Genomic DNA, 25,876 nt, shown 5'->3' on the forward strand with positions numbered 1-25,876 from the left:
CCCCGCCTGCGCGGGGACACCCGGCGGCCCGGCGGCGGGTCAGTCCGCGTCGAGGACGTCCCGCAGCGCCTTCGCGAACTCCACCGGGCGGCCCTGCTGGCCGAACTCGCCGCCCAGGAAGCCCGAGTGGTCGCCGGGGAAGAGCACCGCGTCGGCGCCGAGGCCTGCGGCGACCCCGAGTCCGGCCCGGTGGGCCAGCTCCCCCGCGGACTCCTCGCCGACCCCGACGACGATGCGGGTGGACGCGGCCCGCAGGGCGTCGAAGTCGGGCCGGTAGCCGGTGCACGGGATCATGTTCTGCCCGAGCAGCGGGTCGTCGCGCGAACCGTCGTCGCCGGCCGGCATCCCGAACTGCTCCGGCGAGGGCACGGGCTCCTCGGCCCAGCCCGCGGGAACCGGCCCCTTGCGGGTCGCCAGCAGGATGAACTTCACCATCGCGGGACCCTGCCCCTCCCGCAGGTAGGTCTCCCGCACGTCCGCGCAGGCGGCGAGCGCCTGCTCGCGGTCGGGGAGGACCGGGACGGCCGGCGGCTCGTGCGCGACCAGCGTGCGGACCAGGTCGCCGTGGGCGGCCACCAGCGCCAGTGCGTTGACCGCTCCGCCGCTGCTCGCGAACACGTCCACGTTCCGCGCCCCGAGCGCCTCGATCACGCGCCGCAGGTCGTCCGCGTGCTCCTCGGGCGTGGTCTGCTCCGCGCCGTCGGTCCGCGGGCTGCGGCTCACGCAGCGCGGGTCGTACGTGGCCACCGTCCGGTCGGTGAAGTGGGAGGCGAGGGTGGCGAACCCGGAGGCGTCCATGGGCGAGCCGATCAGGAACAGGACGTCCTCGCTCAGCCCCGCGCCGTGCAGGTCGTAGGTGATCGTCGCGCCGCCGGCGGAAAGGGTGTGGGTCTGCACGTCCGTCATTGCCTGCTCCTCGTTCGGGTGCGTCCGTCGTCGGCCGCTCGCAGGGGTAGACCGCCGCTCCCCGCGGAAGTCATCGCTCACCGCCGCTCGTCTTGACGGTTTTCCACGGGACCGGCGTCGCGCAGCGGTTCCGGCAGCTGGTGCGCCGGCACGTTCTGGTAGGCCACCGGGCGCATCCAGCGGGCGACGGCCCTGCCGCCGACGGTGGAACAGCGGCCCGTCCTGTCCTCGCGGCCGTCCACGGTCGCCGTGAGGCTGCCCGGCAGCGCGCGCAGGGCGTCCACGGCGAGGAGGGCCGGGGGCGCCGGCCCGCGGGTCCCCCGGTTCCGGCGCGCGGTGCAGGACGCTGACGGCGGAGGCGAGCAGGGCCCGCCGCCGAGGTCTCCTCACCTAAGGAAGCGCTCCGCGCTGCGGTAGAGGGCGGCGATGCCGGATCAGTCGCTCGTCCGCCGGGTGCGAGAAGTCGTCGGCCGTCACCACCGGGTTGGGCCTCGACGGCCAAGGGCCCGCGCAGGACGCCGACTGCCCAACATCTGCTGATCCTGCGCGACATGCTCGCCGCGGACGGCTTCGCGCAGGCGTTGCAGCGGGTCCCCCTCGGCAGCGATCCCGCGCGCACGGCGGAGGTGATGGGGGCCCACTACCCCGAGGCGACCTCCTGCGACCTCGCCACCCTCACCACCTGCGGCCCCGACGCCTGCCCGGCGCCGTGACGTCTCCCGGCTGCGTAGGGATCTCCCTGCCCCGGGGACGCCCCCCCCGCCCCGTGCCCGCCCTCAGACGAAGGTGATCCGTAGGGCCGGCCGGCTGCAGACCGCGGCTCAGTGGGTGCGGCCGCGGGGCTTCAGAGTGCCCGGGGGGAGGGGCGGCGCGGGGATCGGGGGGCCGTCGTAGCCGTGGACCGTGCCGAAGCGGGATCCGGTCGTCCAGTCCTCCCGGGCCCGGGCGATCTCCTCGTGGTCGCGCCCGATGAAGTTCCAGAACATATCACCGGATCGACGGTTCACCGCAGGTCAGAGGTCTGATGGAGCCTTCGGGGTCAGCAAGTAGCCAGCATCGACCCCAGGAGGTACTCCTCATGGCCGCCAAGACTCTCGTCCGAGGGATGGGCACCTTCTTCAAAGACTGCGAGCACCCGCAGTCCCGCTGGTCGCGTTGCGCGCACGAATACCGGATCCGATACCGCAACCTGAACGGTCGTCAGGTGGAGGAATCGGGCTTCACCACGCAGGACGCGGCGATCACCCGCTTGACCAGCATCTACAACAGGAAGCGCGAGAGCCCTCACCGGCGCACCCGGGCGGAGCGAGCCCGGATCCGTGGCGAGAAGCTCTTCAAGGTGTACGCGGCGGAGTGGCGGGCCGGTCAGCGCGACCTGTCGGCGGCCTCGCAGCGGCACTTGGACTCGCTCCTCGAACACCACCTGCTGTCTGCCTTCGCCGCCCGCCGGATGAGCACGTTCGACCACAAGGTCGTCGACGCCTTCGTCAAGGACATGGAGGCCGCCGGAGTCGGCGGCCGCGCCACCCAGGCGAACGCCTTCGACAAGCTCAAGTCGATCCTTCTCGACGCCCACCGCCTGGGCATATACGAGGTGAGTCCGCTGGAGGGGATCAAGCCACCGCAGTACCAGCCCAAGCGCGTGGTGATACCGACCCCGGAACAGCTTCGAATACTGCGGGAGGCCGCCGGCCCCGACTTCCGGCTGGTGGCCGACCTGATGAGCGGCTGCGGCATGCGCAACGCCGAGGCCGTAGCCGTGAACCTCAACCTCATCATCGCCGACGACGTGTACCGCATCCAGGAGCAGGTCAACCAGACCACGGGCACCTACGGCCCCCTCAAGCATCGGCGTCCGGGAGGCCACCGCGACGTGCCGCTGCCGCGCAAGGTGCGCGAGACGATGGAACGCTACGCCGAGAAGTTCGGGGACAAGGACGGCTGCCTGCTGCGGCACCCCGCCCCCCCCGGGTCCACGGCACCGCCGGCCTCTGGCTCCTCGGCCTCCAGGCCTGCGCCGCCGCGGCCCTCGGCGACGAGGCCACCGTCCGCACGGTCAACCGCGAGGACGTCGTCCCCGACGACCTCGACCAACTCGGCGGGCTCCACACTTACTCGCCCGACAAGCAGGCGTACTACACCGTCGAGTCTGGCGCCCTCCTCGGCCCGGCACCACCGACCTCATCACGCAGGCCGCCGACGCCGTCCACGGCTTCAGCAACCCCGACGACCCCAACTGGGCCTTCGGTGACCTCGCCGGCGCGCAGTGCAACCACGCGCTGATCCTCCTCCACAGCGGCGAACTCGACGCCGCCGAAGCCGTCCGCCCCGTCCTCGACCTCCCGCCCGGCTTCCGCAACAACGGCATCGTCCTCTCCGCCCAACGCCTCCGCCACGCGTGGCAACCTGCCCCGCCCGCACGGCCGCCACCGCCCGCACCCTCCGCGACGAGATCTCCGTCTACGCCCCCCGACGACCCGCCCTCCCCGTCGGCACCCAGCGCTAGGCTTCCCGCATGTACCCGGTCCAACGATCCGGCCCCCGCCTGCTCCTGCGCGAACTCACCGTCGACGACGTCGACCCGCTGCTCGCCGTCTACGGCGACGCCAAGGCGACCGAGCACTTGTCGTTCGAACCCCGCACCCGGGACCAGGTCGGCCAGATCGTCGCCCGCTCCATCGCCTCCGCCACGACCGTGCCGCGCACCGAGTACGCCCTCGCCGTCGCGGAACAGGACACCGGCCACCTCGTCGGCTTCGGCCGACTTGCAGCGGACCCGCACCAACAGTGCGCGGCGACCTTTGGGTTCGCTCTCCGCCCGGACTCGTGGGGCATCGGATACGGCCTGGAGACTGTGCGCCTCCTCCTCGGATTCGGCTTCGAGGAACTCGGCTTGCACCGCATCTGGGGCGCACGGTCTCCGCTCAACGACGCATCAAACAGGACCATGTCAGCGGCCGGTATGACGAAGGAGGGAACGATCCGTAGCCACATCCTGAGGGCCGGGCGATGGCGGGATTCAGTCGTGCACGCGATCATCGAGGATGAGTGGCAGCAGTTGGCCGCGACGCTCTGATGCGTCGTCAGGAAATCGTCCGCACTGCCGCGGGCTGACGATCGCACCCATCCCCGGCAGTCCCTGGACGCCGAACCGGCCGTACGTCCCGTGAAGGCGCCCGCGGGCCCCGTTTCCTCGCCGGTGCTGCCGTGCTCGGCACCGCGCTCCTGGTCACCGGGCTGTCCCTCACCGACGGGTCTGCCCCGCCCGCCGAGAGGCGGGCCCGAGGTGGCGCCTTCCGGCAGCGGCCCTTCGGCCCCGGGCTCCGGCAACGCCCGCCCGGGACTACCGCACCGGCGCCGCCGACCACGAGCGATCCCAACGCCGCTTCCGACCCCCGGACCTCGCTGTCTCCGCAACGAACCGATCGGTCGGAACGGCCGGAGTGATGTTTTTCGTGGCGTGTGCGCTTGGTGAGGAGTGGAGACGGCCGATGTCTCCCGCCGGGTGCACCGTCCACCCGGTCGAGCCTGTGGTGGGGGTTGTGGTGGAGCCGAACGTCAAGGGCAGGCGTCTGCTGTCCGCGGAGGAGATGCGAGCCGGAGTCGCCGAGTTCATACGTCGGGTCACGGCGCGCAACCGGTTACCGCTGGACTACTCGGTCGCGAGTCTGCGCGTGGTGGACCGCATCGTCGACGGTCTCCGTTCCGCTGATGCGGAGCAGCAGGCGGTTGCCCGCGAACTGTTCTGGCTGGGGGCGTACGCAGGCGAGGTCTTTGTTCGGCGGGCCGGCGCCCAGTGGATGGACTTCGATCCAGCACAGCGACTTCTGTTCGGGCAAGTCGTGGGGATTCGGATGCCCGACGGGCGAGTGTGGAACCCGATCGGGAAGGTTGCCAAGCGCTTCGAATCCGGGCCGGAGGAGTCCGTGCAGCAGATGTACTTCCTGATGCACGGTCGGGTCGCGGCACAACGCGGTCGCAGACCTGAAGCCATTGCGTGAGGATCGAGCGCAGTACGGCACCTCTCTGTGGTGAGGGACACGTTCCGCTTGCTGTGACGTTTCTGCGCGTCAGGACGCTGAGGGGAGGGGAGTTCGGAGTGGACGATCGAAGAGGCACGTGTGGTCAGGGGCGGGGACGAGCAGGTTCGTGGGCGCGACCGTGAGTTGGGAAGGGCGGTGTCGCGTGCTCAGGATGGTGACGAGCACGAATTCGAGACGGCTTACCGGCTCGTCCAGCCAGGGCTCCTTGGATACCTGCGCGGACTGGTCGGGGCCGACGCGGAGGACGTCGCCTCGGACGCCTGGCTCGAGATCGCACGTGATCTGCACAGGTTCAGGGGCGACGGGGCGGGGTTCCGCGGCTGGACCGCGACCATCGCGCGCCATCGTGCTCTGGACCACCTGCGCAAGCAGAAGAGGAGACCGCTGACGGCGCTGCTGGAGCAGGACGTCCTCGACCTGCCCGGAACGGCGGACACGGTGGAGGAGGCGATGGAGGCCGCATCGACGCGATGGGCGTTGTCCCAGATCGCCGGCCTGCCACCGGACCAGGCCGAGGCGGTGCTGTTGCGCGTGGTGGTCGGACTGGACGGACCTGCTGCCGCGCGTGTGCTGCGGAAGCGGCCGGGCGCCGTCCGAACGGCCGCTCACCGGGGGCTGAGACGGTTGGCCGCGCAGTTGACCACCGCGGGCCGGGTGACGAGCGCGGCATGCGTGGGTTCCGGCTCTGTGAAGGACGAGGGATGAGACGACGCAAGGCACGGGCGACGGACGCCATGGTCGTCACGCCGGAAATCGAGAACTTCGCGGCAGCGCTGCGCAGCGCCGCCGGACCCGACCCCGACGGGGCGCAACGGGCGCTCGCGGCGTTCCGCGAGGCCCGCGACTCCGCTCCCAGCGCATATTGGCAGCGCACGCGTCGGCAGGACGACTGGCGGCCCGCCGGCATCCGTTCCGGGGCGCGCATCCCCCTCCGGGCGGTGCTCGGCGCGGCTCTCGCCAGCGTGACGCTCGGAGGAGTGGCGTTGGCCGCCGGGACCGGGGTGCTCGGCTCAGTCGAGGAGCCTCGCCGCGCCCCCGACCGGACGCCGGCGGCCCCGTCGGACAACGGCACCACGCCGGAGCGGAGGACCGGAGACACCGCCGGCGGGCCGTCGGGCACCGCTGCGGATCCCTCGAGGAGTGCTGTCGACGAGCCGTCAGGTGCGGTTCCGACAGAGCCGGCTTCCGGCTCCTCCGCGACGAAGCGGAAGGGGCCGCAGGCCGAAGCGGCAGCGCTGTGTCACGCATGGAGCCAGGGGGGCGGAGCGGATCGCGGGACGGCCTTCGAACGGCTGGCGGACAGGGCGGGTGGTGAGAGCGCCGTCGCGTCCTACTGCGCCGCTGTCCCCGCAGACGGATCGGCGGACAATGGTAACGAGGGGAAGCCGACCGAGACGGCTTCCTCACATCCGATCAGGGAGCCGCGGGTTCCCTCGCCCTCGAAGGGCCGGAGCGGAGAGCACACTCAGCGCAAGGGCAGGTCTTCCTGAGCGAGGGGTGACAAGCGCACCGCGGGAACTGGGAGAGGCCCCGAGGCGGGAGCGAACTACTTCCCTCGGGGCCTTCTCGCCTCCGGTCCTCTCCCGCCCCCTTTCATGTGGGCGTGGGACCCGACGTGACGGGCTACTCGGCGGAACCGAGATCGACCTCGACGACCGTCCGCGTGATCTGCGGCCGGTCCCACAGCGCGAGGAGCTCGTTGGCCAGTTCGACGACCGGCAGGGGGTGCCGCTCGCCGTGCACCACGATCGCCGCGGCGGAGAGCCCGCGCGGCACGGCGCCGGCGTCGAGGAGGACGCGCCAGTCCTCCGGTGCGAGTTCCAGGAACTCCAGCCCGCCGAGGGCCGCGATCTCCAAGGGGTCGGCGAGGGTGCGCGGGTAGGCGCTGAGGGTCCGCAGACGAGGCAGCCCGACGAGGAGACCGAGGCTGAGCGGTTCGCCCTCCCAGACGCCGATGCTGATCGCCTCGAGCCCAGGGTGAGCGGCGGCGGCCACGCTCGGTACGCCGCTCCTGTTCACCCACGCGACCGCCGGAGGCCGTTCTTCGCGGTCTGCTCCGTGCTCGTCTGCTCCGTGCTCGGCCTCGGGTCGCCGGTCGAGGACCATGTCGGTGAGGGAGTCGAACAGCAGGGACGCCCCGCAGTTCTCCTCGTGGCTCAGCATGACGATCTGGCCGAGGTGGCCGCGCGGTCCCGGGGTGAGGTCGACGGCGATCCGGTCCCCACCTCCGTTGTCCCCGAAGACGATCCACCCCGGCGAGCCCACGAGGCCCTGCACGGCCGCGTGGGGCGGGGTCTCGACGGCGTCCATGGCCGCGAACTGCCAAGGGGCCGGACGGGAGGCGGCATCGGCGAGGTACACCTCCTCCGGCGACAGGAGTTCGCAGCCGACCGCCTTGGCCATGTGCTCTGCCGCGCTCCAGTCCTCGCCGAGGTCCTCCCAACGTGCTCGGGTGACCCGGTAGAGCGCGCGCAACTCCTCGGGCAGCGTGACCCCGAGACGGGTCTCCACGGCGGCGAGCTCCTCTTCGGTGGCGCCGATCGCGTCCGGCAGCCGCTCGCGCAGGGTCCGCTCCAGCAGCACCGCGTCCGCCGTGGGGGCGGGCACGGCGTCCGGAGAGGGGTCGGGCAGGCGGCGCCAGGGCTCCGGCACGGCTCCCTCCACGAGGAGGATCGCGCCCAGGTGCGTTCCGACGCCGGAGTCGACGGCAGGACCCCGGTCGAAGAAGTGGAGCCGGGCCTTGCCAGGGGTGGGCGTCTCCAGCATGAACGAGACGTCATCCACCCCCGCCTCCGTCAGAACGTCGCGAATCCGGCCGACGGCGTCCCATTCCGACTGGATGTCACTGACCAGAGCGGCCCGTCCGAGCTGGAACGCCGGCCTGGCCGCGGGGACGCTCCAACTCCCCTGGCCGATATGGCCCACCACGTATCCGCCGGGTGCGGCGAGCCGCTCGGCGTTGTCCCGGACCAACAGCCGCAGCAGCGGCTCCCACACAGCGACGTCGTGTATCCCGAGCAAGTCTTCCTCCCCTGTACAGGTGCTGCATCGTCCGGCCCGCGGCGTGGTGCGGCCGACCGGGCTGTCATCGCGCGCAGCAAGACATCCTGCCGACGCGCGAAGCGCTGAGCGGCCGTGACCGCGGTTACCTCCTGCTGCAGCCGATGTCAGCCGATGGCGATGCGAGGATGAGCGCCGGGCTCGATCCAGGCCATGATGCGGTCCATCGACGCGCGCGGCACGGAGACGCACCCCGCCGTCGCCCCGTTGCCGTTGACGTGGAGGAAGATACCCGCCCCTCGTCCGGGCGTCGCCGGCCACCGGTTGAAGTTGATGACGAGGGCCTTCGCGTACTGAGTCGGGTAGTTGATCAGATGCTCGCTGCCCCGATCGCCGCTCTCGACGAGCGGGAAGTCGGCATCGGCCTCCGTGCGCAGGGAGTTGTAGTGGGCCGATTCCGGATCCTGCACCCACCAGTGGGACGAGTTGATCCGCGTGTACGGCATCTTCGTGCCTCCGTACTCCACGCCGAACCCTTCGCGGCTTGCACGCAGCCGAAGTCTTGGCCTTCGCCGGCTGCCTCGCGCGGTCGACTCCCCGCGCGATCGCAGGGCCCTTTCCGATTACGGATCGAGCCCTGCAATCGTCGACAGTGAATCAGCGTTTGGCGTACGGAGAGATCCCGGCGGTCGTGCGGATGCCAGGGAGCGCTGCGTACAGGCTCGCGCCCGGGCACAGGGTGGCGTAGCCGTCCCGGTGGCCGGAGATCGTGTGGAGCGTGGCTGCCTGGCCCTTCTTCCAGACGCCGGTGTCCGCGGCTGCGGTCAGGGTCACCTTGGCCTGCGGGCTGACGCCGTGCAGGCCGAGTTTCCAGGCCGCGACGTCGGCGACGGCTTGTTCGGCCGCGGCGCTCGGCTTGCCGCCGTTCTCGTAGTCTCCGAGGACGGAGATGCCGGCGGAGTAGCTGTTGAAGCCGTAGGTGTGGGCGCCGAGCACGGGACGGTCCACGCCGCCCGCACGGCCCTCGAAGACCGTGCCGCACTTGTCGACGAAGAAGTTGTAGCCGGTGTCGTTCCAGCCGTTCGTCTTCACGTGGTAGGTGAGGATCGCCCGGATGATCGAGGGCGAGTCGGCGCAGTCGTAGGCGTTCGTCCCGGCGGTGTGGTGGACGAAGACCGCGTCGAGCTCGCTCAGGTACGCCGGCGGATCCGCGACGAGTGACTCGTCGGCGCCCCAGGCGGATCGGTCGACGATGTCGGGAGCGGAAGGAACCGTTGGGTCCGTCGACTCCGTCGGCTCACTCGGTTCCGGAGTCTGGGTCGGTGAGACCGCGGAAGTCGCGGCCGGCTCGGCGGTCGGTGTCCCAGTCGGCTGTCCGTCGGGTGCCGTGCCGGTGGGCTCGGGTTCGCCTGAGGAAGTTGTGGGTTCGCCTGACGCCGTCGCTGCGGGCGGCGTCGTGGGGTCGCCGGCTGGAGGCGCACTGGACGTCGCACCGTCCGTGGGATCCGGAGAGGCAGCGTCGCCGGGCGGCGTGCTCGTGGCATCCGTGGTCGGGGTGGCGGTCGGGCTTTCGTCGGCAGACGAACCAGTCGGCTCAGGGTCGGGTCCGGGTTCGTCCGAGGCTTCGGACGACGGTGCTGTGGATGGCAGCGCAGAGGCAATCGGGGATGACTGGTCCGACGCGTCTCCGGAGGACTCCCGAGTCGCTTCCGGCTTTCTCGTCGTAGCCGACACCGAGGGGCTCCCTTCCACCGGGGTGTCAGTCTCCACCGCCGAGGCACGGGGCCTCCTCGGCTTCGATGTGGCCTTGCCGTTCCCCTTGCCCTTGACGTCCTCGCCCGGGTCGATCATGTCGAGGCGCAGCGCGCCCGGAACAGCGGTCTGCTTCCCGTCCGCTACGACCCGTGCCTCGATCGCGTCGGAAGCGCCCACCCACAAGGGCTCCGATGCACCGCGCACTCCCGCCGCACCGCCCTCTGCGGAATCCGGGGGGCGGACCTCGAAGTCGAGGTCCCGCCAATCGCTCCAGCTTCCGCCGTCGGCCGCTCGGGTACGTATCTGAGCGCTTCCGTCGAAGCTCTCCGTCTCGTCCGCCCAGGAGACTCCGACCATCGAGAAGGGCCGGGTCTCGGTCCGGGGCAGTGTGCGCTTCTTCGAGTTGTCGCCTGCCAGCGCCAACACGTGAGCCGCGGCTGGACGGGCCTCCTCGATACGTCCTGCCTCGGACTCCCCTGTGACGGTGACGGCGGTGATCCCCGCACTGCCCACCAGGACCGTGGCCGCCACTCCCCAGAACGTTCGATTGAAGCGCGGGGACGTGCGTGCGCGGGCTTTTCTCCGGCTCATGTACTCACTCTCGCTGTGCGGTGAGCCAGTCGGCTGCGACCTACCGACGCCCGCACCTGCATGTGGTCGGACCAACGGGTCGGCGTCGACTGACGGATTCAGACGTGTTCATGACAGATATGCATGCGTCGGGCTGCGCGCCCTCGCATGCGACCGGGTCCTCCACGGTGCCTGCCGAGTACGTTCGGGCAGGGCCGGTCCCGGCGGCAATGCGGTATGCCGCGCCCCCTCCGCGGCTACCGCAGCGGTTATACACCGCCGTGCCGACGTCTCGCATCCGCAAGAACAAATAGGACGACGCGCAGGAACAGGCGGGCCCCAGGCGGCAGATATTGAGGGCATCGGCGGTCACGCGCTCACATACCTTCCTGTGCTGCTGAGGGCGCGTCGGTGGTGCTCTCGGGGGCGGGTAGTTCGCCTTGGCAGGCGGCGCGTCCGAAGGAGCCGTAGGCGGTCGCGGTCAGGACCTGCCGTCCGCGCACGGTGAGAGCGCACCTGGCACGCCCGCCCTTGGTGTCGAGCGTGATCGTGACGATGGGCGGCTTGCCCATGGGAACCCGCACGGTCTTCTTCCACGGCAGCGAGACCCGGCGGACCACGACGGCCTTCCCGGACTCGCTACGCGCCTGATAGGTCAGGTCGGCGGTGCCGTCACCGGTGACCTCGTAGATGACCGCGGCCGTCGGCCGCTTCCGCTCGGGCTGCGGCTGCTCCTTCCGGCCGCCGGGCAACACCCCTTACAGGACGAGGCCGACGCACACGGCCAGGAACCCGGCCCGACGGCCGTGCCGCGCGGGCCGATACACCGGCCGGTCCTCCTGGAGTCCGGTGTTCGCTCCTCCGTGGACGCGGGGTCCTGAGCCGGGTGGTCCGGCGCCGAGAGCTCCTGCTTTTCGTTGGATGGCACGGGGCCTCCTGGCCTTCCCGAGGTCGATCAGGTTCGCGCCCGGCGGCCCGGCTCGGTCCCGACCGTCGATCGGGTCGGACCGGGCCGCCGGACGCTGTCGTGCTCGTCGGGGGGCGTCAGTCCCGCGGCTGGAACGTCACTGCGCTCACGTCCCAGAGGAATGTGCCGCCCAGCGGGTTCTCGGGCAGGTCGGCGCGGAAGTTCCTGACGAGGAACTCCACCATTCCGCAGTCGTACCGGCTCCACAGGGAGTCGTTGCGCTGGTAGACCAGGACCGGCCACTTGGCGGGATCGTCACCCGACGCGTCCCAGCACAGCATGTCCGCGGTGGCGGCGACTCCCCAGACGATCAGGGCCGGAGAGGTGTCCTCCAGCTCAGGCGTCTTGCCCTCCGTCTCCCAGTCGGCCTCGGCGTTGGCCGTCTCGATCACCATGCCGTCCCTCGGCGCGCGCCCCAGCGGCACCTTGGGCTCGGGCCTGCCGATCGACAGGTAGTTCTGCACCGCTCCCGCGCCGTAGACCTCCATGAAGTGCTGGTAGTCGGGCGGGAAGGGCTTGCCCCACGAGGCGGCGACGGCATCCCAGTCGACCGTCGTGCCTCCGTCCGTCGGTGGCGGCATGAGCCGCCGCAGTGCGTCCAGGTCGGACAGCTCACTCATCGGTACCTCATTCCGTGCCCGTTCGATTTTCGGCGGTCCGCGTCGCGTCGGCCGGCGCCATGGGGTGCTTCCCGTGGGTATGGCCGCCCCGCCGTCCGTCTGAGTGCCCAGGTTGTCTCCCGTACTCAGTTGGTTCGGTATGTACACCTGGAAGTTGATCCCGATCGAACCGTCGGGATTCACCCCGTACGACGACATGTCGTATCCCGTCGGAACCGTTCTGCTGCCGTCGTAGCGGGGCGACACGGTGTACGTGCCGTCCTGGCCGGCTGTATCACGGCCGTGTGGACCATGCTTTTGTGCTTCCTCATGTGCTCCTCGCCCTGGGTGAAGCCGATCTGCTTGGCGTTGGCACCACGGGCACACGGGGAGAGGTTCGCCAGGACACCCTTACCCGCGAGCTTGTTGCCGATGAGGTGGCAGGCGTTGATGTTCTTCTGCTCGTCCAGGCCCTTGCCCTTGGCGAAGCCCTGCGCCCAGCCGTAACCGGGCGGATTCGAGCCCACCGCAGTGCCCTTGTTCTTCTTCAGGTAGTCCTTCGTCAGGCAGGCTTCCGCGGCCGTGGCCCGGTTGCCGTTGGAGGCGTCCCTGTCGCCGTACTTGATCCAGCCGTCCCCGCAACCGGACCGGGTGTCGTTGTCGTCGGGCTCCGGCGCGGGCCGCGGGACCCGCCGCGGATCGGGTGCGGGCTGGGTGTCGGTGTCGTCCTGCGCCCGTGAGCGCTCGTCGATCCGTTCCCGGACCTCGTCGACGACGTACTCGACGGCCGCCGCCACGGCGATGATGGCGACCGTCACCACCACGGCGGCGACGAAGACCGCGGCGACCACGGGGATGGCGAGAGCGAACCAGTGCCCGTCGATCTCCACGTTGCTGATCGGGTTGCAACCGGTGAAGGCGTAGCGGTTGCCCGTGAAGGGGTCGCTGCCCAACCCCATGTCGGCCAAGGCCCCGTTGTACATGTCCCGGCTGGTGAAGCGGTTGAGCCCCGGGTCGTAGTCGCGGAAACCTATGTCGTAGGTGCCGGAGCCGGCGTCCCATCGCCGGTGGCGGGAGTACGGGCTGATCGGCGAGGTGCACGACCGGTTGCGCGGGAGGGGAGGAAGGTGGCCGGGCGGGACGCGCGGGGACACACCCCTGCCCTCGTTCGGCGGACCGTGGAGGCCTCTGCGGCTCGATGTGGACGGAGCAGACCGAGAGCCCCTTTCGAAGGCCGGGCCAACGTGCGTCCTGACCGACGACCGCGTAAGAGTACGCCGAGCAGGGTGATGCAGCCGATCTTGAGCAGCGCCTCTATCCGTGGATGTCGCTGACGCGTACCGACCCGGGGGATGAGTCGGCGCGGGTCGGTACGGGTCGGCCGAAGAGAGGACAGGGCCCGGCTACTTCCGGGCGACGAGGGGAGTGAATTCGTCGATGTAGATCTTCGGAACCTCTGGGGCCGGCCCCATGTCCTGCGAGCCGATCACCGCATCGTCCCGCCCAGTTTCACCAGGAGGGACGTCTTGGAGCCAGAACCGGTTGTAAGCGGTCCAGCCCTTACCGTCCGCAATGCTGATCTTGACCGAGTACGTCGCGTTCCGCTCGTAGGTGTTGGCCACCTCGATCTCGGTACGCACACCAGTGCCTTCCGGCGTGGCACGCACGATCAGGTCTCCGTACTCCAGAACGCGGGTGCGTCCTTCGAAGTGCACCGAAGGCACAGGTGACGGACGCGCATCCGGACTGCTTTGCTCCGTACTGGGAGTGGTCGGAGGCTGCGACGTAGGGGCCCGCTCGGCAGGGGCCGTGTCAGCGCCGTCCGTACACCCGGTGGTCAGCAGGCACACTGCCATCAGGCACAGCGCCTGGACGATGCGCGGTCGGGGCAGTACCACGTCAGCTCGCATCGGGCGAATCCGCCAGCTGGTCGCGCGCGGCCGCGATCTCCTTGCCGTGCTGCTCCTTGATCGCGGTAAGCCGGCTCCTGTTGTCGGCGATCTGCTTGTCCTGAATCGCGGACTCCACGTCAGACCAGATCGTCACCAGGTTCGTCTGCTTCTTGCAGTCGATGTCGTCGACGGCGAGCGTGATGGACTCCTGTGACGGCTTCCCATCGTTCGTGACGCCCTGATCCATCGCCTTGTAGGGATCGGCAAGCCCCTTGTGCCCCTTGCCGTCCATGCACGAAGACCACGCGGCGACGGCCTGGACGACCGTGTCGTCCTTCATCGACTGCGTGAGGCTGTTACCGGCGAGCTCCGCCACGGTGTAGGAGTCGGCTTCCTTCACTCCGAGTTGCTCCTTGGACCAGCCGACGCAGCCGCCCGTCTTCAGCTTCTTCCCGTTGTACTCGGCCCGAGCGGGCCTGGTTCCCTGCCTGGGACTGACGAACCGCTCCCCCGCCTTGACTTTCGTGGGGTCCTTACGCGGTTCGGGCTTGGTGTGGCCGGTCAGGACCTCGACCTCGGCACCGGACAACTCACGCCAGCTCTGCTTGGTGTGCTCTTGCAGCTCTGGCGGGAGCTCATAGCCGTACTTCTCGGCCTCGACCCGGTCGGTGATGCCGTAACGGCGTTCGATGTTGGCGTCGTTGTCACTGGGGGGCGGGTTGGCGCCCGCTCGTGGCAGCGTCAGGTCGATGCCATAGTCCTTCATGCAGGACTGCTGGAGACTACTGGCGGCTTGTTCGACAACCACCTGGTCCTCGTAGGAGACCATGTACACCTCCAGTGGAAGGACGAGGTCTTTCGTCAGCCCACTGGTGGGGGTCCTTTGCGGCCAGTTCTCCTCGTTCACGATCGGTCTGCCATCGGCCGCGTTCTCCGTGGTGTCAGACGGTGCACCAGAGGAACAGGCGCTGACCAGGAAAGCAGAAGCAGCCAGGGCTGCTGCGGTGGCTATGTGCTGAGTGCGCTTCACGGCGGTTCCTTTCCTACGCGAAGTGGGAGGACGCGTTGTTGTTCTTCAAGGCGGTTATCAGGTTGGTGAGGTTGCAGTCCTCGTACGGTCCGGGCTTCGCGAAGTACTGGGATGTGCCGCCGTAGCCGGAGTTGTAGTACACGCGGTAGTTGTCCAACTCTGCGCAGTTCTGCACAGACGCTGCATTGTTTTTCATGTACTGGCCGTTACCATTGCCTCCGTTACCGAAGGCATACCGGTAGGTCGACAGTGACGATCCCTGATACTGGCTCGTACCCCAGTGGTCGGACACGTTGGCGTAGAACGTCACGAACGCCGATCTGATGTATCCGTCCTGGATGGCGATTTCCTTCGAATTATAGAAGAGCCAGAGATCACCGTACGAGCAGCTAATCCACGGAACGTCACAGTTGTCGGAGACCTTGTACTCCGCCGCATGTGCCGGACCGGCGGTCGTCATCACGGTCGCCACCGTAACGAACGAGGTTGCGAATGCTGTCATTTTTTTCTTGACGCGGATGCTCTTCATCACATCTCATTCGGGTTCACTTGCACGGGAAAGATCTGCGCAACAACGCGATAATTTCGGGATCATTGATCTGGTCTGCTGGGCTGTTGACGGCTAAACACTCCTCCGTCGGTGCGCCGCCTACTGCACGCCGTGCTGACGCCTCTCGCCGCTGCACGTGGCACGTCCGAAGGGTCCGGAAGCCGTCGAGTGTTGAACGTGCCGTCCGTCCACGGCGAGAGGGCACGTCGCGCTCTCTCCGGGCCGACCAAGTACGAGACCGACGACGGGAGTTCCGTTCTCTGGTATGAGGACGGTCTTACGCCCTGGCAGTTGCACTCGATATCCCGATGTTCATCAGCGGCGTCTCCTCGCGGGTTCATGAACACGATAGAAATGACGGCGGTCCCACCTCATGTTGTCGATCGCCCTGACCCTGCAGGTCCCAGGTAGCCGCACGGTCCCGGTCCGGCCGCCCGCGCCGGCCCGCCCGACTGGGTGTCGCGACGCTTCGGGGCCGGGCCCGTGAACAGGCCGAGTGCCTGATCGTGGGGCTGCGAGAAGAGCCGGTCGTACGCGGAGGAGGCCTCGGCGCCCGAACCGGTCGACGCCCAGCCCGTGCCGGCCTCCCGCTCAGCCCGCGCTGGGCTCTGGCTCAGGCTCTGGTGCTGGCAGCACCCCGGTGCACCCGGCACGCCCGTAAGCCCCATCCGCCGTCGCGCCCTGCACATGGCGCCCCTTGACCGCCAGGGCGCACTTGGCGTGCCCGCCCTTCGCACCGATGACGACGGAGACGACCGGGGCCCGCCCGAGCGGGACCTCGACCTCCTTGCGCCAGGGCAGATCGGCGCGCGTGACGGTCTCGGCCTTCCCCTGCTCGCTCGCGCCCTGGTAGGTGATGTCGACCTGGCCCTCGCCCGTCACCTCGTAAGTCACAGCGGCGGTCGGCACTTTGCGGTCCGGAGCATTCTTGTCCTCGTCCCGCAGCACCCCGTACAGCGCGAATCCCGCGCACAGCGCGAGGACCACCACGGCCGCCACCAGCGCGAGCCGGCCGGTGAGAGCCGGGCCCTCCGCAACGGGCTCGCTCACCTCGTCCGGTGACTCCACCCGCTCCTCGGTTCCACTAGTCATGGCGTCTCTCCACCCAGGCGGCACGGCTCGGTGCCTGTGCGACGAGCCCAGATCCAAGAGGGCTGGGCCGATGCATGTCAAGATGCCGCTCAAATGGGGCATTCGATGGCACTGGCTGGATTTCAACCCCAACTCGCGCTGTTTCCAGTGTGTTTGGAAGCTGGCGCGCCTTATCGCCGATCGCTTGACATGTGCATCTCTCCACGAGGTAGAAGGTCCCGCCGCCAACTGTCGACCGACAGTCGGGCCTTGGCTCCTTCGTGAAGGGAAACCGATGTACAGACCGAGAGCCAGACGGCTCCTGGCCACAGCAGTGGTGCTGGCGGTGGCTTCCGCCCTGGTGCCCACGACACCCGCGTTCGCGTCCCCTGCGGACACGCAGCGGCTCACTGCCGGGCTCAAGAACTCCCTCGAGATGGGCGACGACGAGCCGGAGCCGGCCGATCCGCCGAGCCTCCCCGAATCCGATGTGGCCGCCAACGAGCGCCTCCCCAAATCCAGGGCGGCCGCCAAGCCCAAGCGGGTCAAGGAGCTCAAGGAGCGCCGCACCCCGCACGCCCGCTACTGGCAGCTGGCCGACGGGCGCGTCCAGTCCGAGGTCTCTTCGGTGCCCGACGCGTACCCCACTGGCCAGGGCGATGAGCGCACCTGGAAGGCCATCGGTACCGCGGTCACCGATACCGACCGCAAGGGCTTCGAGGTGGCCAACACCACCAACCTCGCCCGTACGTACTTCGGTTCGCGTCCCAGCGAGCTGGTGCGCTTCGAGCTCGACGAGGGGCACTGGGTCTCCCTCGGACTCAAGAGCACCGACGCGAAGAAGCTGACCCCGGTCACCGACGGCAACACCGTCACGTACAAGAACGCCTTCGGCGCGGGCGCCGACCTCACGTACACCGTCGGAAACGGCAGCGTGAAGGAGGGCATCGTCCTGCGGGAGCGCCCTGCGACCGCTCCCGTCTACGAGTTCACGCTCGACACCCACGGCCTCGAGGCCAAGGCGCAGAACAACGGCAGCATCGCGCTCTACAGCGAGGGCGCCGGGCCGAAGCGGCCCGAACTGGTCATCCCTGCGCCGTTCATGACCGACTCCACGAAGGATGACTCCTCCCCGTACGGGACCAAGTCCTCCCACGCCGTAAAGCAGAAGCTGACCGGCGAGGACGGCTCGTACGCGCTGAGTCTGAAGCCGGACGCCAAGTGGCTGACGGCGGACGCGCGCCAGTACCCGGTGACGGTCGACCCGACCATCACCATCGCGCCGACCCCGTCGCAATCCGAGGACGTCATGATCTCCTCGGACGCACCGGCGGACAATCACGACGGCAGCTGGCGGCTTTCCGTCGGTAACACCTCGACAGGTTCCAGCCGCGCGCTGCTCCGCTTCGGTCTGTCCGGCATCCCCGCCGGGACCAAGCTCGACAACGCCGAGCTGAAGCTCTACTACGACCAGACGCACACCACAGGCTCCGAGGAAGTGGCCCTGGAGGCGCACCGCGCCACCGGACCCTGGACCGAGAGTGACGCGACCTGGAACAAGGCCCAGGGCCTGACAGGCGAGCTGTCTGGGACCTCGGTCCTCGTCGACGACGGCGACGCGGGCACCACAGCCGCACAGGGCGCCTGGCCCGCCTCGACCAACACCGCGTACACCCAGTACGCGACCGGTCTGGACTACCGCTACAACAAGGACGCCACCGCCGGCGACACCTACTCCTGGCAGCCGAACCTGCCTGAGGACGGCAATTACCAGGTCGACGTGCACTACGTCCCGGCCTCGGACCGCGCCACCAACGTCCCGTACACCGTGAACTACAACGGCGGCTCCAAGGCGTACACCGTCAACCAGCAGGCGGGCACCCAAGGCGAGTGGAAGACGCTCGGCTCGCACCCGTTCAAGGCGGGCACGGCCGGCAAGGTCATCCTCGGCGACGGTCCTGCGTCCACCTCGACCACCGTCCTCGCGGACGCCGTCCGCTTCACCAAGGGCGGTGTCGTCACCAAGCGGGCCGACGAGCTCAACACCTGGCACAGCTTCCCGGTCACCAAGACCGTGCAGCAGTGGCTGGACGGCACGTACGCCAACAACGGCTTCGTGGTGAAGGCGGGCGACGAGTCCGCCTCGGCGCCCAAGGGCGGTCCGCGCTACGAGGCCGCCGAGTACGCGTACAAGGGTGAGATCGCCAACTACCCCAAGCTCGTGCTGACGTATGGCACGCAGGGTGTGGACGTGAAGCCGCCGAGCACCGTGCACTCGACGGGCGCGGAGCTCAACTGGCCCGCGTATACCGACCCGTCGGCCGCCAGTACCGGTGACGACATCGTCGAGTACCAGGTGCACCGCAGCGTCTTCCAGCACTTCACGCCGTCCTGGAACACACTGGTCTCGCCGGTGGCCAAGGACGTCAAGACGTACACGGACACCACGGCCACGCCGACACCGGCGGACTCCGCCGACCCGTTCGGCAACGCCTACTACTACATGGTCGCGGTCAAGCTGAAGGACGGCCGTGTGCTGCCGTCCACGACCCAGCTGGTACGGCTTCCCAAGGCCGGCCGTACCACCGTCGTACTGCAGAGCGGACAGACCGACACCACGCTGTCCTCCGCGCAGCCGGCCGCCGGCCACGACACTCTCTCCGACGCAGGTATCACGCGCCCGTGGCTCTCGGTCGGCAACAACTCCGGTACATATGGCACCACTCGGGCCCTGCTCGACTTCCCGGGCACCGAGAACATCCCCGCCAACGCGCGCGTCCTGGACGCCCAACTCGACATGTGGGGCTTCACCACCACGACGGACTCCAACGGGGCCGTCTATGAGGCGCGCGGTCTGACCCGCGACTTCGACGAGTCCGCCGCCAGCTGGACCAAGGCGAATGCCACCACCAACTGGAGCGCGGCGGGCGGTGACATGGACGCCTCCGTCTCGGACACGGTGGGCACCGTCACCAACGACCCGGCGCGCCAGAGCTGGTCGCTGACCTCCCTGGCCCAGAAGTGGATCTCGGACCCGACGAGCAACCACGGAGTCGCCGTACGCCTCAAGGACGAGACGACCGCCGGGCCGCAGGAACGCACCATGTTCCTGTCCTCGGAGGCGGAGGAGTCCGAGCTGCGTCCGCAGCTGGTGGTCACGTATCTGTCGAAGTCGACGGAGACGACCTACTTCGCGCCGTACACCCCGGCGCGGATGATCCCCGGTGACGAGTACACGGTCGACGTCACACTGACCAACACCACGACCGCGACCTGGCCGGCAGGGGCCCGCTCCCTCTCGTACACCTGGTCGCTGCCCGACGGCACGGACGCCACCACCGGCGGCAATCAGGTGGCGACGCAGCTCGCCCACGAGGTGCTGCCCGGCGAGTCCATCACCGTCCCAGCGAAGCTGAAGGCGCCCATCAACGCGGACTCGGGCAACAAGCGCCTCGAGTACGTCCTGAAATGGGACCTGAAGAACACCGCGGACAAAACCTGGCTGTCGGCCACGGAGCCCATCGCGCCGCTCGCCCAGAACGTGCGCACCGAGGACCCGACCTCCAACCAGCTCGGTCTGGAGAAGTTCTACTCGTACGCGGGCAAGAACACCGGCGCGGGGTCGTCGCTGATGACGAACCTGTACGCGGGCAACACGGTCTGGCAGTACAACGCGTTCAACAACCCCGGCCGCGGCATCGGCACCTTCGCCCGGTTCGCGTACAACTCCCAGGACACCTCCGACACGGTGCTCGGGCACGGCTGGTCGGCGCAGCTCGCGATGCCGCTCAGGCTCGGCGCCGCGCTGGACTTCCACCCGAACCCGAACCCGACGGAGGTCACCCTCCCCGACGGTGACGGCACCGCGCACGTCTTCCGCAAGCAGGACGACGGCAGTTGGCGTGCGCCCGCGGGCGTGCACTACCTGCTGCGGCAGGGCGCGGGCGTGGACTGCAAGCCGAGCTCGGACGGCGACCCGCGTGCCTGGTCGCTGACCAGGCCCGACCGTACCCAGTTCTTCTTCGACTGCGACGGCTATCTGACGTCAATCGTCGACAAGAACGGCAACACGCAGACGTATACGTACGCCGAGCGCAAGTCCAACAACAAGCCGGTCAAGTTCCTCACGTACATCGAGGACCCGGCACAGCGCCAGTCGCTGTCCGTGGAGTACTACACGAAGGCCGACACCAACAGCCCGAAGATCATCGACCACGTCAAGTCGATGACCGACATCTCGGGCCGCAAGGTCGCCTTCGAGTACTCCGACAAGGGCCTGCTCACCAAGCTCACCGACGGCGCGGGCTCGTCCCAGCCGAAGGTGTTCGGCTTCACGTACGACATGGAGCAGGGCAACAAGAACGCCAAGCTGGTCAAGGTCACCGACCCGCGCGGCAACAGCACCTCGCTCGACTACTACTACCCGAGCGAGGGTGACGACCCGAAGTTCCACTGGAACACGCAGACGCTCACCGACCGCCTCGGCGGCAAGACCGGCTATGTGTACACGGATCCGGACGGCACGGCGGGTTCGGTCATCAACGCCAAGGTGACCGACGCGGAGAACCGCGCGACCCAGTACGTGATCGACGGCTACGGCCGTGCCACGTCCATGTCCAACGCCAAGTCCGAGACCACCAAGATGGCCTGGGACACCGACAACAACGTGACGCGCATCGAGGAGGCCAACGGCGCCGTCACCACCTGGACCTACGACCCGAAGACCGGGTACCCGCTGGAGCAGAAGGACGCCGAGGCCAACAAGAACGGCACCGCGGCGAAGACCTTCACCTACTCCTACGGGCTCGACGGTCACATCGCGGAGATCTTCGAGAAGAAGTCCCCGGAGGGGCGCACCTACCGGTTCGGCTATGACACCAAGGGCAACCTGACCTCCGTCACCGACCCCAAGGGCGTCGCTTCCGCCACCGAGGGCGACTACACCGCGCGCACCGAGTACGACGCGTACGGGCAGGTCGTCAAGGAGACGGACGCCAACGGGCACGCCACGCGCTACAGCGAGTTCCTGCCGGTCGGCTTCCCCAAGACGATCACGGACGCGGCGGGCAAGGACTCGCGCTTCGCCTACGACGACCGGGGCAATGTCACCGAGGTCGTGAACGCCAAGGGCGCCAAGGTCACCCAGACCTACGACGCATTCGGCCGGCCCCTGGAGAAGAAGGAGCCCGTACGGCAGGCGGAGAACGACTTTCTCGTCACGCCCGCACCGGTCTACGACGCCAACGACAACATCACCAAGGTGACCGGCCCCAACGGCGCCGTCTCCAGCACGGTGTACGACAAGGCCGACCAGCGAATCGAGACGGTCGACCCGGGCGACGAGGCCACGGACCCCGGCCGTAGGACGACGACCGGGTACGACAAGGTCGGCAACATCGTCAAGGTCACCGGACCGCAGGGCAATCTGACGCCTGAGGAAGACGATTTCACGGCCACCACGGTCTACGACGCGGCCGATCAGCCCGTCGAGATGGTGGACGCCGAGGGCAACAAGGCCACGGTGTCGTACGACAACGTCGGCAACCTCGTCAAGGTCGTCGACCCGCGAAAGAACGCCAGCGCGGACCCCGACGACTACACGACCAAGTACGAGTACGACCTCAACCACCGCACCAAGCGCACCATCGACGCCCTGGAGTGGGCCACCTCGGTCCGCTACGACAAGGACGGTCTGCAGCTCGCGCAGACCGACGCCGAGGGCAACGAGTCGCTCGCGACGTACGACGAGCGCGGCGCACTGGTCGAGTCGAAGCTGCCGGTCAAGGAGGACGGCTCCGGCAACGTCACGTACCGCACCACCAAGTACGAGTACGACCAGGTCGGCAACCGGACGAAGACGATCACCCCGCGCGGCGTCGAAACCACCGACGACGCGACGGACTTCACGTCCGAGACGGTCTACGACGAGCTCAACCGCGTGAAGGAGGAGCGCTCCGCCTTCGACAAGGACGACTCGACGTACGCCACACCGGATTCGGTCTTCTACAACTACGACTCCGTCGGCAACCTGCAGTCGGTCTCCGCGCCCCCGTCCGATGGGCAGACCGTCCGCAACGTCACCGAGTACACGTACTTCGACAACGGCTGGACCGAGACGTCCAAGGACCCGTGGGACATCTCCACGTCCTACGAGTACAACAAGCTCGGCCAGCAGACGAAGAACACGCTCACCTCGGCGGGTGGCTCCCAGCAGCGCACCATGACCTGGGACTACTACCTGTCGGGCAACGAGAAGGCCCGCGGCGACGACGGTGTGCCCGTCGGCAAGCAGGTCGTCCTCGTCGACAGCTCGGACTTCAACAACACCGCGCTGCAAGGTAATTGGGCGCGGACGCAGGCCGAGCAGCAGTACGGCTACGACACGTACTCGCATCCCGCGGGTGACGGAAGCGCCTCGCTGTCCTGGCAGCTGAACATCCCGCAGAACGGCACGTACGAGGTCCTCGTCCGGCACCCGAAGATGACCGGGGCCGCGAGCGACGCCACCTTCGAAGTCGATCACGACGGTGGCAGCGCGACGAAGACGGTCGACCAGACCCAGCGTGCGGGTGAGTGGATATCGCTCGGCAGCTACGCGTTCGTCGAGGACGGTCCGCAGAAGGTCACGCTGACCGACAAGGCGAACGGCACGGTTCTGGCCGACTCGGTGAAGCTGGTCCGCTCCAACTCCGGTGAGACGGACGCGGAGAAGAAGGACTTCACCTACAAGTACAACGCGAACGGCAACAGGACCGAGGTCCGTGACCTGTCACCGGGCGCGAAGATCGACACCTACAAGATCGCGTACGACGGTCTGAACCGGATCAGCACGGTCGAGGAAGTCGCGGGCGGCACGGTCAAGAACACCACCGCGCTGACCTACGACGCGAACGGCAACCCGCTCACGTCGACGCACGACCTGACCTGGTCGAAGATCGAGTACGACGAGCGCGACCTGGTCAAGAAGGTGACCAACGCCGATTCGCCCACCGCGGGCAATCAGCAGATCACCTCGCTGACCTACACCGGGCGCGGCCAGCTCCTGAAGCAGACCAAGCCCAACGGGAACACGCTCGACATGCGGTACTACCCCGACGGGTCGGTGCAGCAGTCGCTCGAGAAGAACTCGGGCGGCACGGTCGTCGCACAGCACGACCTGGAGTACTCGCCCAACGGGCACCGCTCCAAGGACGTCCTGAAGCTGATGAACGCCGACGACAACTCGGCCTACATCAACAACACGTACTCCTTCACCTACGACCCGCAGGACCGCATCACCAAGGTCGGCAAGGCGGGCGACGCCCCGGCGACCGAGGAGTACCGCTACGACCGCAACAGCAACATCGTCGAGCAGAAGGTGGACGGCACCACCACCACCCAGCGCTACGACCGCAACCGGCTGCTCTCGGCGTCGCAGGGCGGTGCCACGTCCACGTACAACTACGACCCGCTGGGCCGACTCGACACGGTCAGCACCGGTGGCCAGACCGCCGAGAAGTACACGTACGACGGCTTCGACCGGACCGTGAAGGTGCGCTCTGGGGTCGGCGCGACCGCGCAGACCACCAGCTATGTCTTCGACCCCTTCGACCGGACGGTCTCCCAGACCACCACCGGTGACAAGGGCAAGACGACGGCGTTCACCTACCTCGGCCTCGACACCACGCTTCTTCGCGAGACCGTGGACGGCAAGGCCGACAAGGACTACCAGTACCTGGCCGGCGGTCAGCGCACCACGCAGATCAAGCACAAGGACGACGGCGCCAGGGAGGTCTCGCAGTACGTCACCAGCCCGCGTGGCGACGTCGAGGCGATCACGAGGGAGGACGGCAAGACCCGCGCCACGTACGGTTACACGGCCTACGGCAGTTCCGACCAGGCGCAGATGACCGGTGCGGACAAGCCGCAGGCGGGCGGCGGCGGGGAGCAGGACTCGTACAACGCGTTCCGCTACAACTCCTCGCGCTTCGATTCCTCGTCGGGCACGTACGACATGGGCTTCCGCAACTACGACCCGGGTCTGAACCGCTTCCTCACCCGTGACTCGTACAGCGGTGCCCTCGCCGACATGTCGCTGGCCACCGACCCGTTCACGGGTAACCGGTACGCGTTCGCGGGCGGCAACCCGGTCAGCTTCGTCGAGCTCGACGGGCACCTTTTCGGGCTCTCGCTCTCCGACATCGGACACGCCACGCTCGACGTGGTCGGTCTGGTCCCGGTCGTCGGCGAGGTCGCGGACGTGGCCAACGGGATCTGGTACGCGGCCGAGGGCAACTACGCCGACGCCGCTCTCTCGCTCGCCTCGGCGATCCCGCTGGTGGGTTACGGGGCGACGGCGGTCAAGGCCGGCAAGTACGCCGCCAAGGGCATCGAGGCGGCCGACACCGCCAACGACACCCGCAAGGCGGTGGACAACGCCGGTGACGCGGCGGACACGGCGAACGACGCCCGCAAGGCCGACGCACCGGACGGTTCGACGAAGTCGCCGGACAAGCCCGATGCGCAGACCTGCAAGACCAACAGCTTCGTGCCCGGTACGCAGGTGGTCCTACCGGACGGCAGCACCACGGACATCGAGACGCTGAAGGTCGGCGACAAGGTGGTGGCCACCGACCCGGAGACGGGTGCGACCGAGCCGCGCTATGTCACCAACGCCCGTAGCCACAAGGGCGAGAAGGCGCTCGTCACCCTGACCGTCGACAAGGACGGCAAGGACGGCAGGGTCAAGCCGGTCGAGATCACCTCGACCGCGGCTCACCTCTACTGGCTGCCAGACTTCGGCCGCTGGGTCGAGGCGTCGGACCTCAAGTCCGGTATGTGGCTGCAGACGTCGGCCGGTACCTGGGTCCAGATCACCGCGATCGACACCGCGCACCGCACGGAGCGCGTCTACAACCTGTCGGTCGAGGGCGTCCACACGTACTACGTGGGCGCGAGCCACACCGCTGTTCTCGTTCACAACTGTGGCTATGAGAACGAGGCGATCGCCGCGCAGAAGCGCGCGGACGACCTCAAGAAGCAGTGGGGCAAGGGCCACGACTACTCGACGGTCACCGTGATCGGTGTGCGCAATAAGATCACGGGCGAGATCAGCGAGAAGGTGGCGCTCGCCGGCGGCAAGAACATCTCCGAGATCGGCCAGAACGTCCTCAAGAAGGGCGAGGAGTTCATCCAGGGCCAGGCTGTCCCCGGCCGCTTCACACCCAAGGGCAAGCAGGGTTACGAGCACGCCGAGGAAGCCGTGTTCAACTGGGTGAAGAAGAACCCAGACTACGAGGTCATCTACGGCGGCACCTCGCGCAACGTCTGCAAGGGCGTGTGTGAACCGCTCGTCAACCAGACGCTGAACCTGGGCGGCAAGCCCTTCCCGGGAAGGGGTGACAAGACGAAGTTCCGGATGTTCTGGCTCGCCACGCGGTACTAGCCGAGTGCTGATCCCGTGACACAAGCGGCCCGCCGGTCCTCGGACCGGCGGGCCGTTTCGCGTACGTGC

17 protein-coding genes and 2 pseudogenes are annotated in these 25,876 nt (G+C 68.4%); 6 read left to right on the forward strand and 13 right to left on the reverse strand.

Translation table 11 applies throughout. The features are described from left to right. Positions 1-39 precede the first annotated feature (39 nt). Both ACFWEG_RS05225 and ACFWEG_RS05230 read right to left on the reverse strand, forming a co-directional pair. Positions 40-906, reverse strand: a complete 867-nt coding sequence (locus ACFWEG_RS05225) for an alpha/beta fold hydrolase (RefSeq protein WP_387209388.1) — start codon at positions 904-906, stop codon at positions 40-42. A gap of 77 nt (positions 907-983) precedes the next feature. Beyond that, positions 984-1,190, reverse strand: coding sequence for a hypothetical protein (locus ACFWEG_RS05230; protein WP_387209390.1), 207 nt, complete (start codon positions 1,188-1,190; stop codon positions 984-986). 267 nt (positions 1,191-1,457) lie between these two features. Between ACFWEG_RS05230 and ACFWEG_RS05235 the strand changes: the two genes are divergently transcribed. After that, on the forward strand, positions 1,458-1,619 hold the full coding sequence (locus ACFWEG_RS05235) for a hypothetical protein (protein WP_387209392.1): 162 nt from the start codon (positions 1,458-1,460) through the stop codon (positions 1,617-1,619). A 108-nt stretch (positions 1,620-1,727) separates the two neighbouring features. On the opposite strand, the pseudogene ACFWEG_RS05240 reads toward ACFWEG_RS05235, so the two are convergent. Then, positions 1,728-1,892 (reverse strand): annotated as a pseudogene (locus ACFWEG_RS05240) (pirin family protein); the annotation flags it as partial. Between the two features lie 92 nt (positions 1,893-1,984). Between ACFWEG_RS05240 and ACFWEG_RS05245 the strand changes: the two are divergent. From ACFWEG_RS05245 to ACFWEG_RS05260, 4 genes are all read left to right on the forward strand, one after another. Then, positions 1,985-3,157 (forward strand): site-specific integrase, encoded by a 1,173-nt coding sequence (locus ACFWEG_RS05245; protein ID WP_387209394.1) that lies wholly within the window; start codon positions 1,985-1,987, stop codon positions 3,155-3,157. Between the two features lie 264 nt (positions 3,158-3,421). Further along, positions 3,422-3,982, forward strand: a complete 561-nt coding sequence (locus ACFWEG_RS05250; protein ID WP_387209396.1) for a GNAT family N-acetyltransferase — start codon at positions 3,422-3,424, stop codon at positions 3,980-3,982. Between the two features lie 466 nt (positions 3,983-4,448). Beyond that, positions 4,449-4,907, forward strand: coding sequence for a hypothetical protein (locus tag ACFWEG_RS05255; protein ID WP_387209398.1), 459 nt, complete (start codon positions 4,449-4,451; stop codon positions 4,905-4,907). 120 nt (positions 4,908-5,027) lie between these two features. Beyond that, positions 5,028-5,654, forward strand: coding sequence for an RNA polymerase sigma factor (locus tag ACFWEG_RS05260; RefSeq protein WP_387209400.1), 627 nt, complete (start codon positions 5,028-5,030; stop codon positions 5,652-5,654). 918 nt (positions 5,655-6,572) lie between these two features. Here the strand turns inward: ACFWEG_RS05260 and ACFWEG_RS05265 are convergent. The 10 genes and pseudogenes from ACFWEG_RS05265 to ACFWEG_RS05310 form a co-directional block, all read right to left on the reverse strand. Then, on the reverse strand, positions 6,573-7,970 hold the full coding sequence (locus ACFWEG_RS05265; RefSeq protein WP_387209402.1) for an SMI1/KNR4 family protein: 1,398 nt from the start codon (positions 7,968-7,970) through the stop codon (positions 6,573-6,575). A gap of 146 nt (positions 7,971-8,116) precedes the next feature. Next, a complete protein-coding gene (locus tag ACFWEG_RS05270) occupies positions 8,117-8,455 on the reverse strand; it encodes a L,D-transpeptidase family protein (protein WP_387209404.1) in 339 nt (112 codons plus the stop codon). 151 nt (positions 8,456-8,606) lie between these two features. Further along, positions 8,607-10,235, reverse strand: coding sequence for an N-acetylmuramoyl-L-alanine amidase (locus ACFWEG_RS05275; protein WP_387209406.1), 1,629 nt, complete (start codon positions 10,233-10,235; stop codon positions 8,607-8,609). Between the two features lie 416 nt (positions 10,236-10,651). After that, entirely contained in the window at positions 10,652-11,026 is a 375-nt protein-coding gene (locus ACFWEG_RS05280) for a hypothetical protein (RefSeq protein WP_387209408.1), read from the reverse strand. 292 nt (positions 11,027-11,318) lie between these two features. Continuing rightward, positions 11,319-11,861, reverse strand: a complete 543-nt coding sequence (locus ACFWEG_RS05285) for a hypothetical protein (protein ID WP_387209410.1) — start codon at positions 11,859-11,861, stop codon at positions 11,319-11,321. 851 nt (positions 11,862-12,712) lie between these two features. Then, positions 12,713-12,907, reverse strand: a pseudogene (locus ACFWEG_RS05290) (RHS repeat-associated core domain-containing protein); the annotation flags it as partial. A gap of 336 nt (positions 12,908-13,243) precedes the next feature. Further along, the gene (locus ACFWEG_RS05295; protein WP_387209412.1) at positions 13,244-13,555 is read right to left on the reverse strand and encodes a hypothetical protein; all 312 of its coding nucleotides are present in this window, start codon (positions 13,553-13,555) and stop codon (positions 13,244-13,246) included. 184 nt (positions 13,556-13,739) lie between these two features. Next, on the reverse strand, positions 13,740-14,762 hold the full coding sequence (locus ACFWEG_RS05300; RefSeq protein WP_387209414.1) for a hypothetical protein: 1,023 nt from the start codon (positions 14,760-14,762) through the stop codon (positions 13,740-13,742). 13 nt (positions 14,763-14,775) lie between these two features. Then, positions 14,776-15,291, reverse strand: coding sequence for a hypothetical protein (locus ACFWEG_RS05305; RefSeq protein ID WP_387209416.1), 516 nt, complete (start codon positions 15,289-15,291; stop codon positions 14,776-14,778). Positions 15,292-15,903: 612 nt separating this feature from the next. Beyond that, positions 15,904-16,404 (reverse strand): MmpS family transport accessory protein, encoded by a 501-nt coding sequence (locus ACFWEG_RS05310; protein WP_387209418.1) that lies wholly within the window; start codon positions 16,402-16,404, stop codon positions 15,904-15,906. Between the two features lie 274 nt (positions 16,405-16,678). On the opposite strand from ACFWEG_RS05310, the gene ACFWEG_RS05315 reads away from it, so the two are divergent. Continuing rightward, positions 16,679-25,807 (forward strand): DNRLRE domain-containing protein, encoded by a 9,129-nt coding sequence (locus ACFWEG_RS05315; protein WP_387209420.1) that lies wholly within the window; start codon positions 16,679-16,681, stop codon positions 25,805-25,807. Positions 25,808-25,876: the final 69 nt, after the last annotated feature.

Source organism: Streptomyces sp. NPDC060194, from assembly GCF_042728285.1.
In the GTDB taxonomy this organism is placed as follows: domain Bacteria; phylum Actinomycetota; class Actinomycetes; order Streptomycetales; family Streptomycetaceae; genus Streptomyces.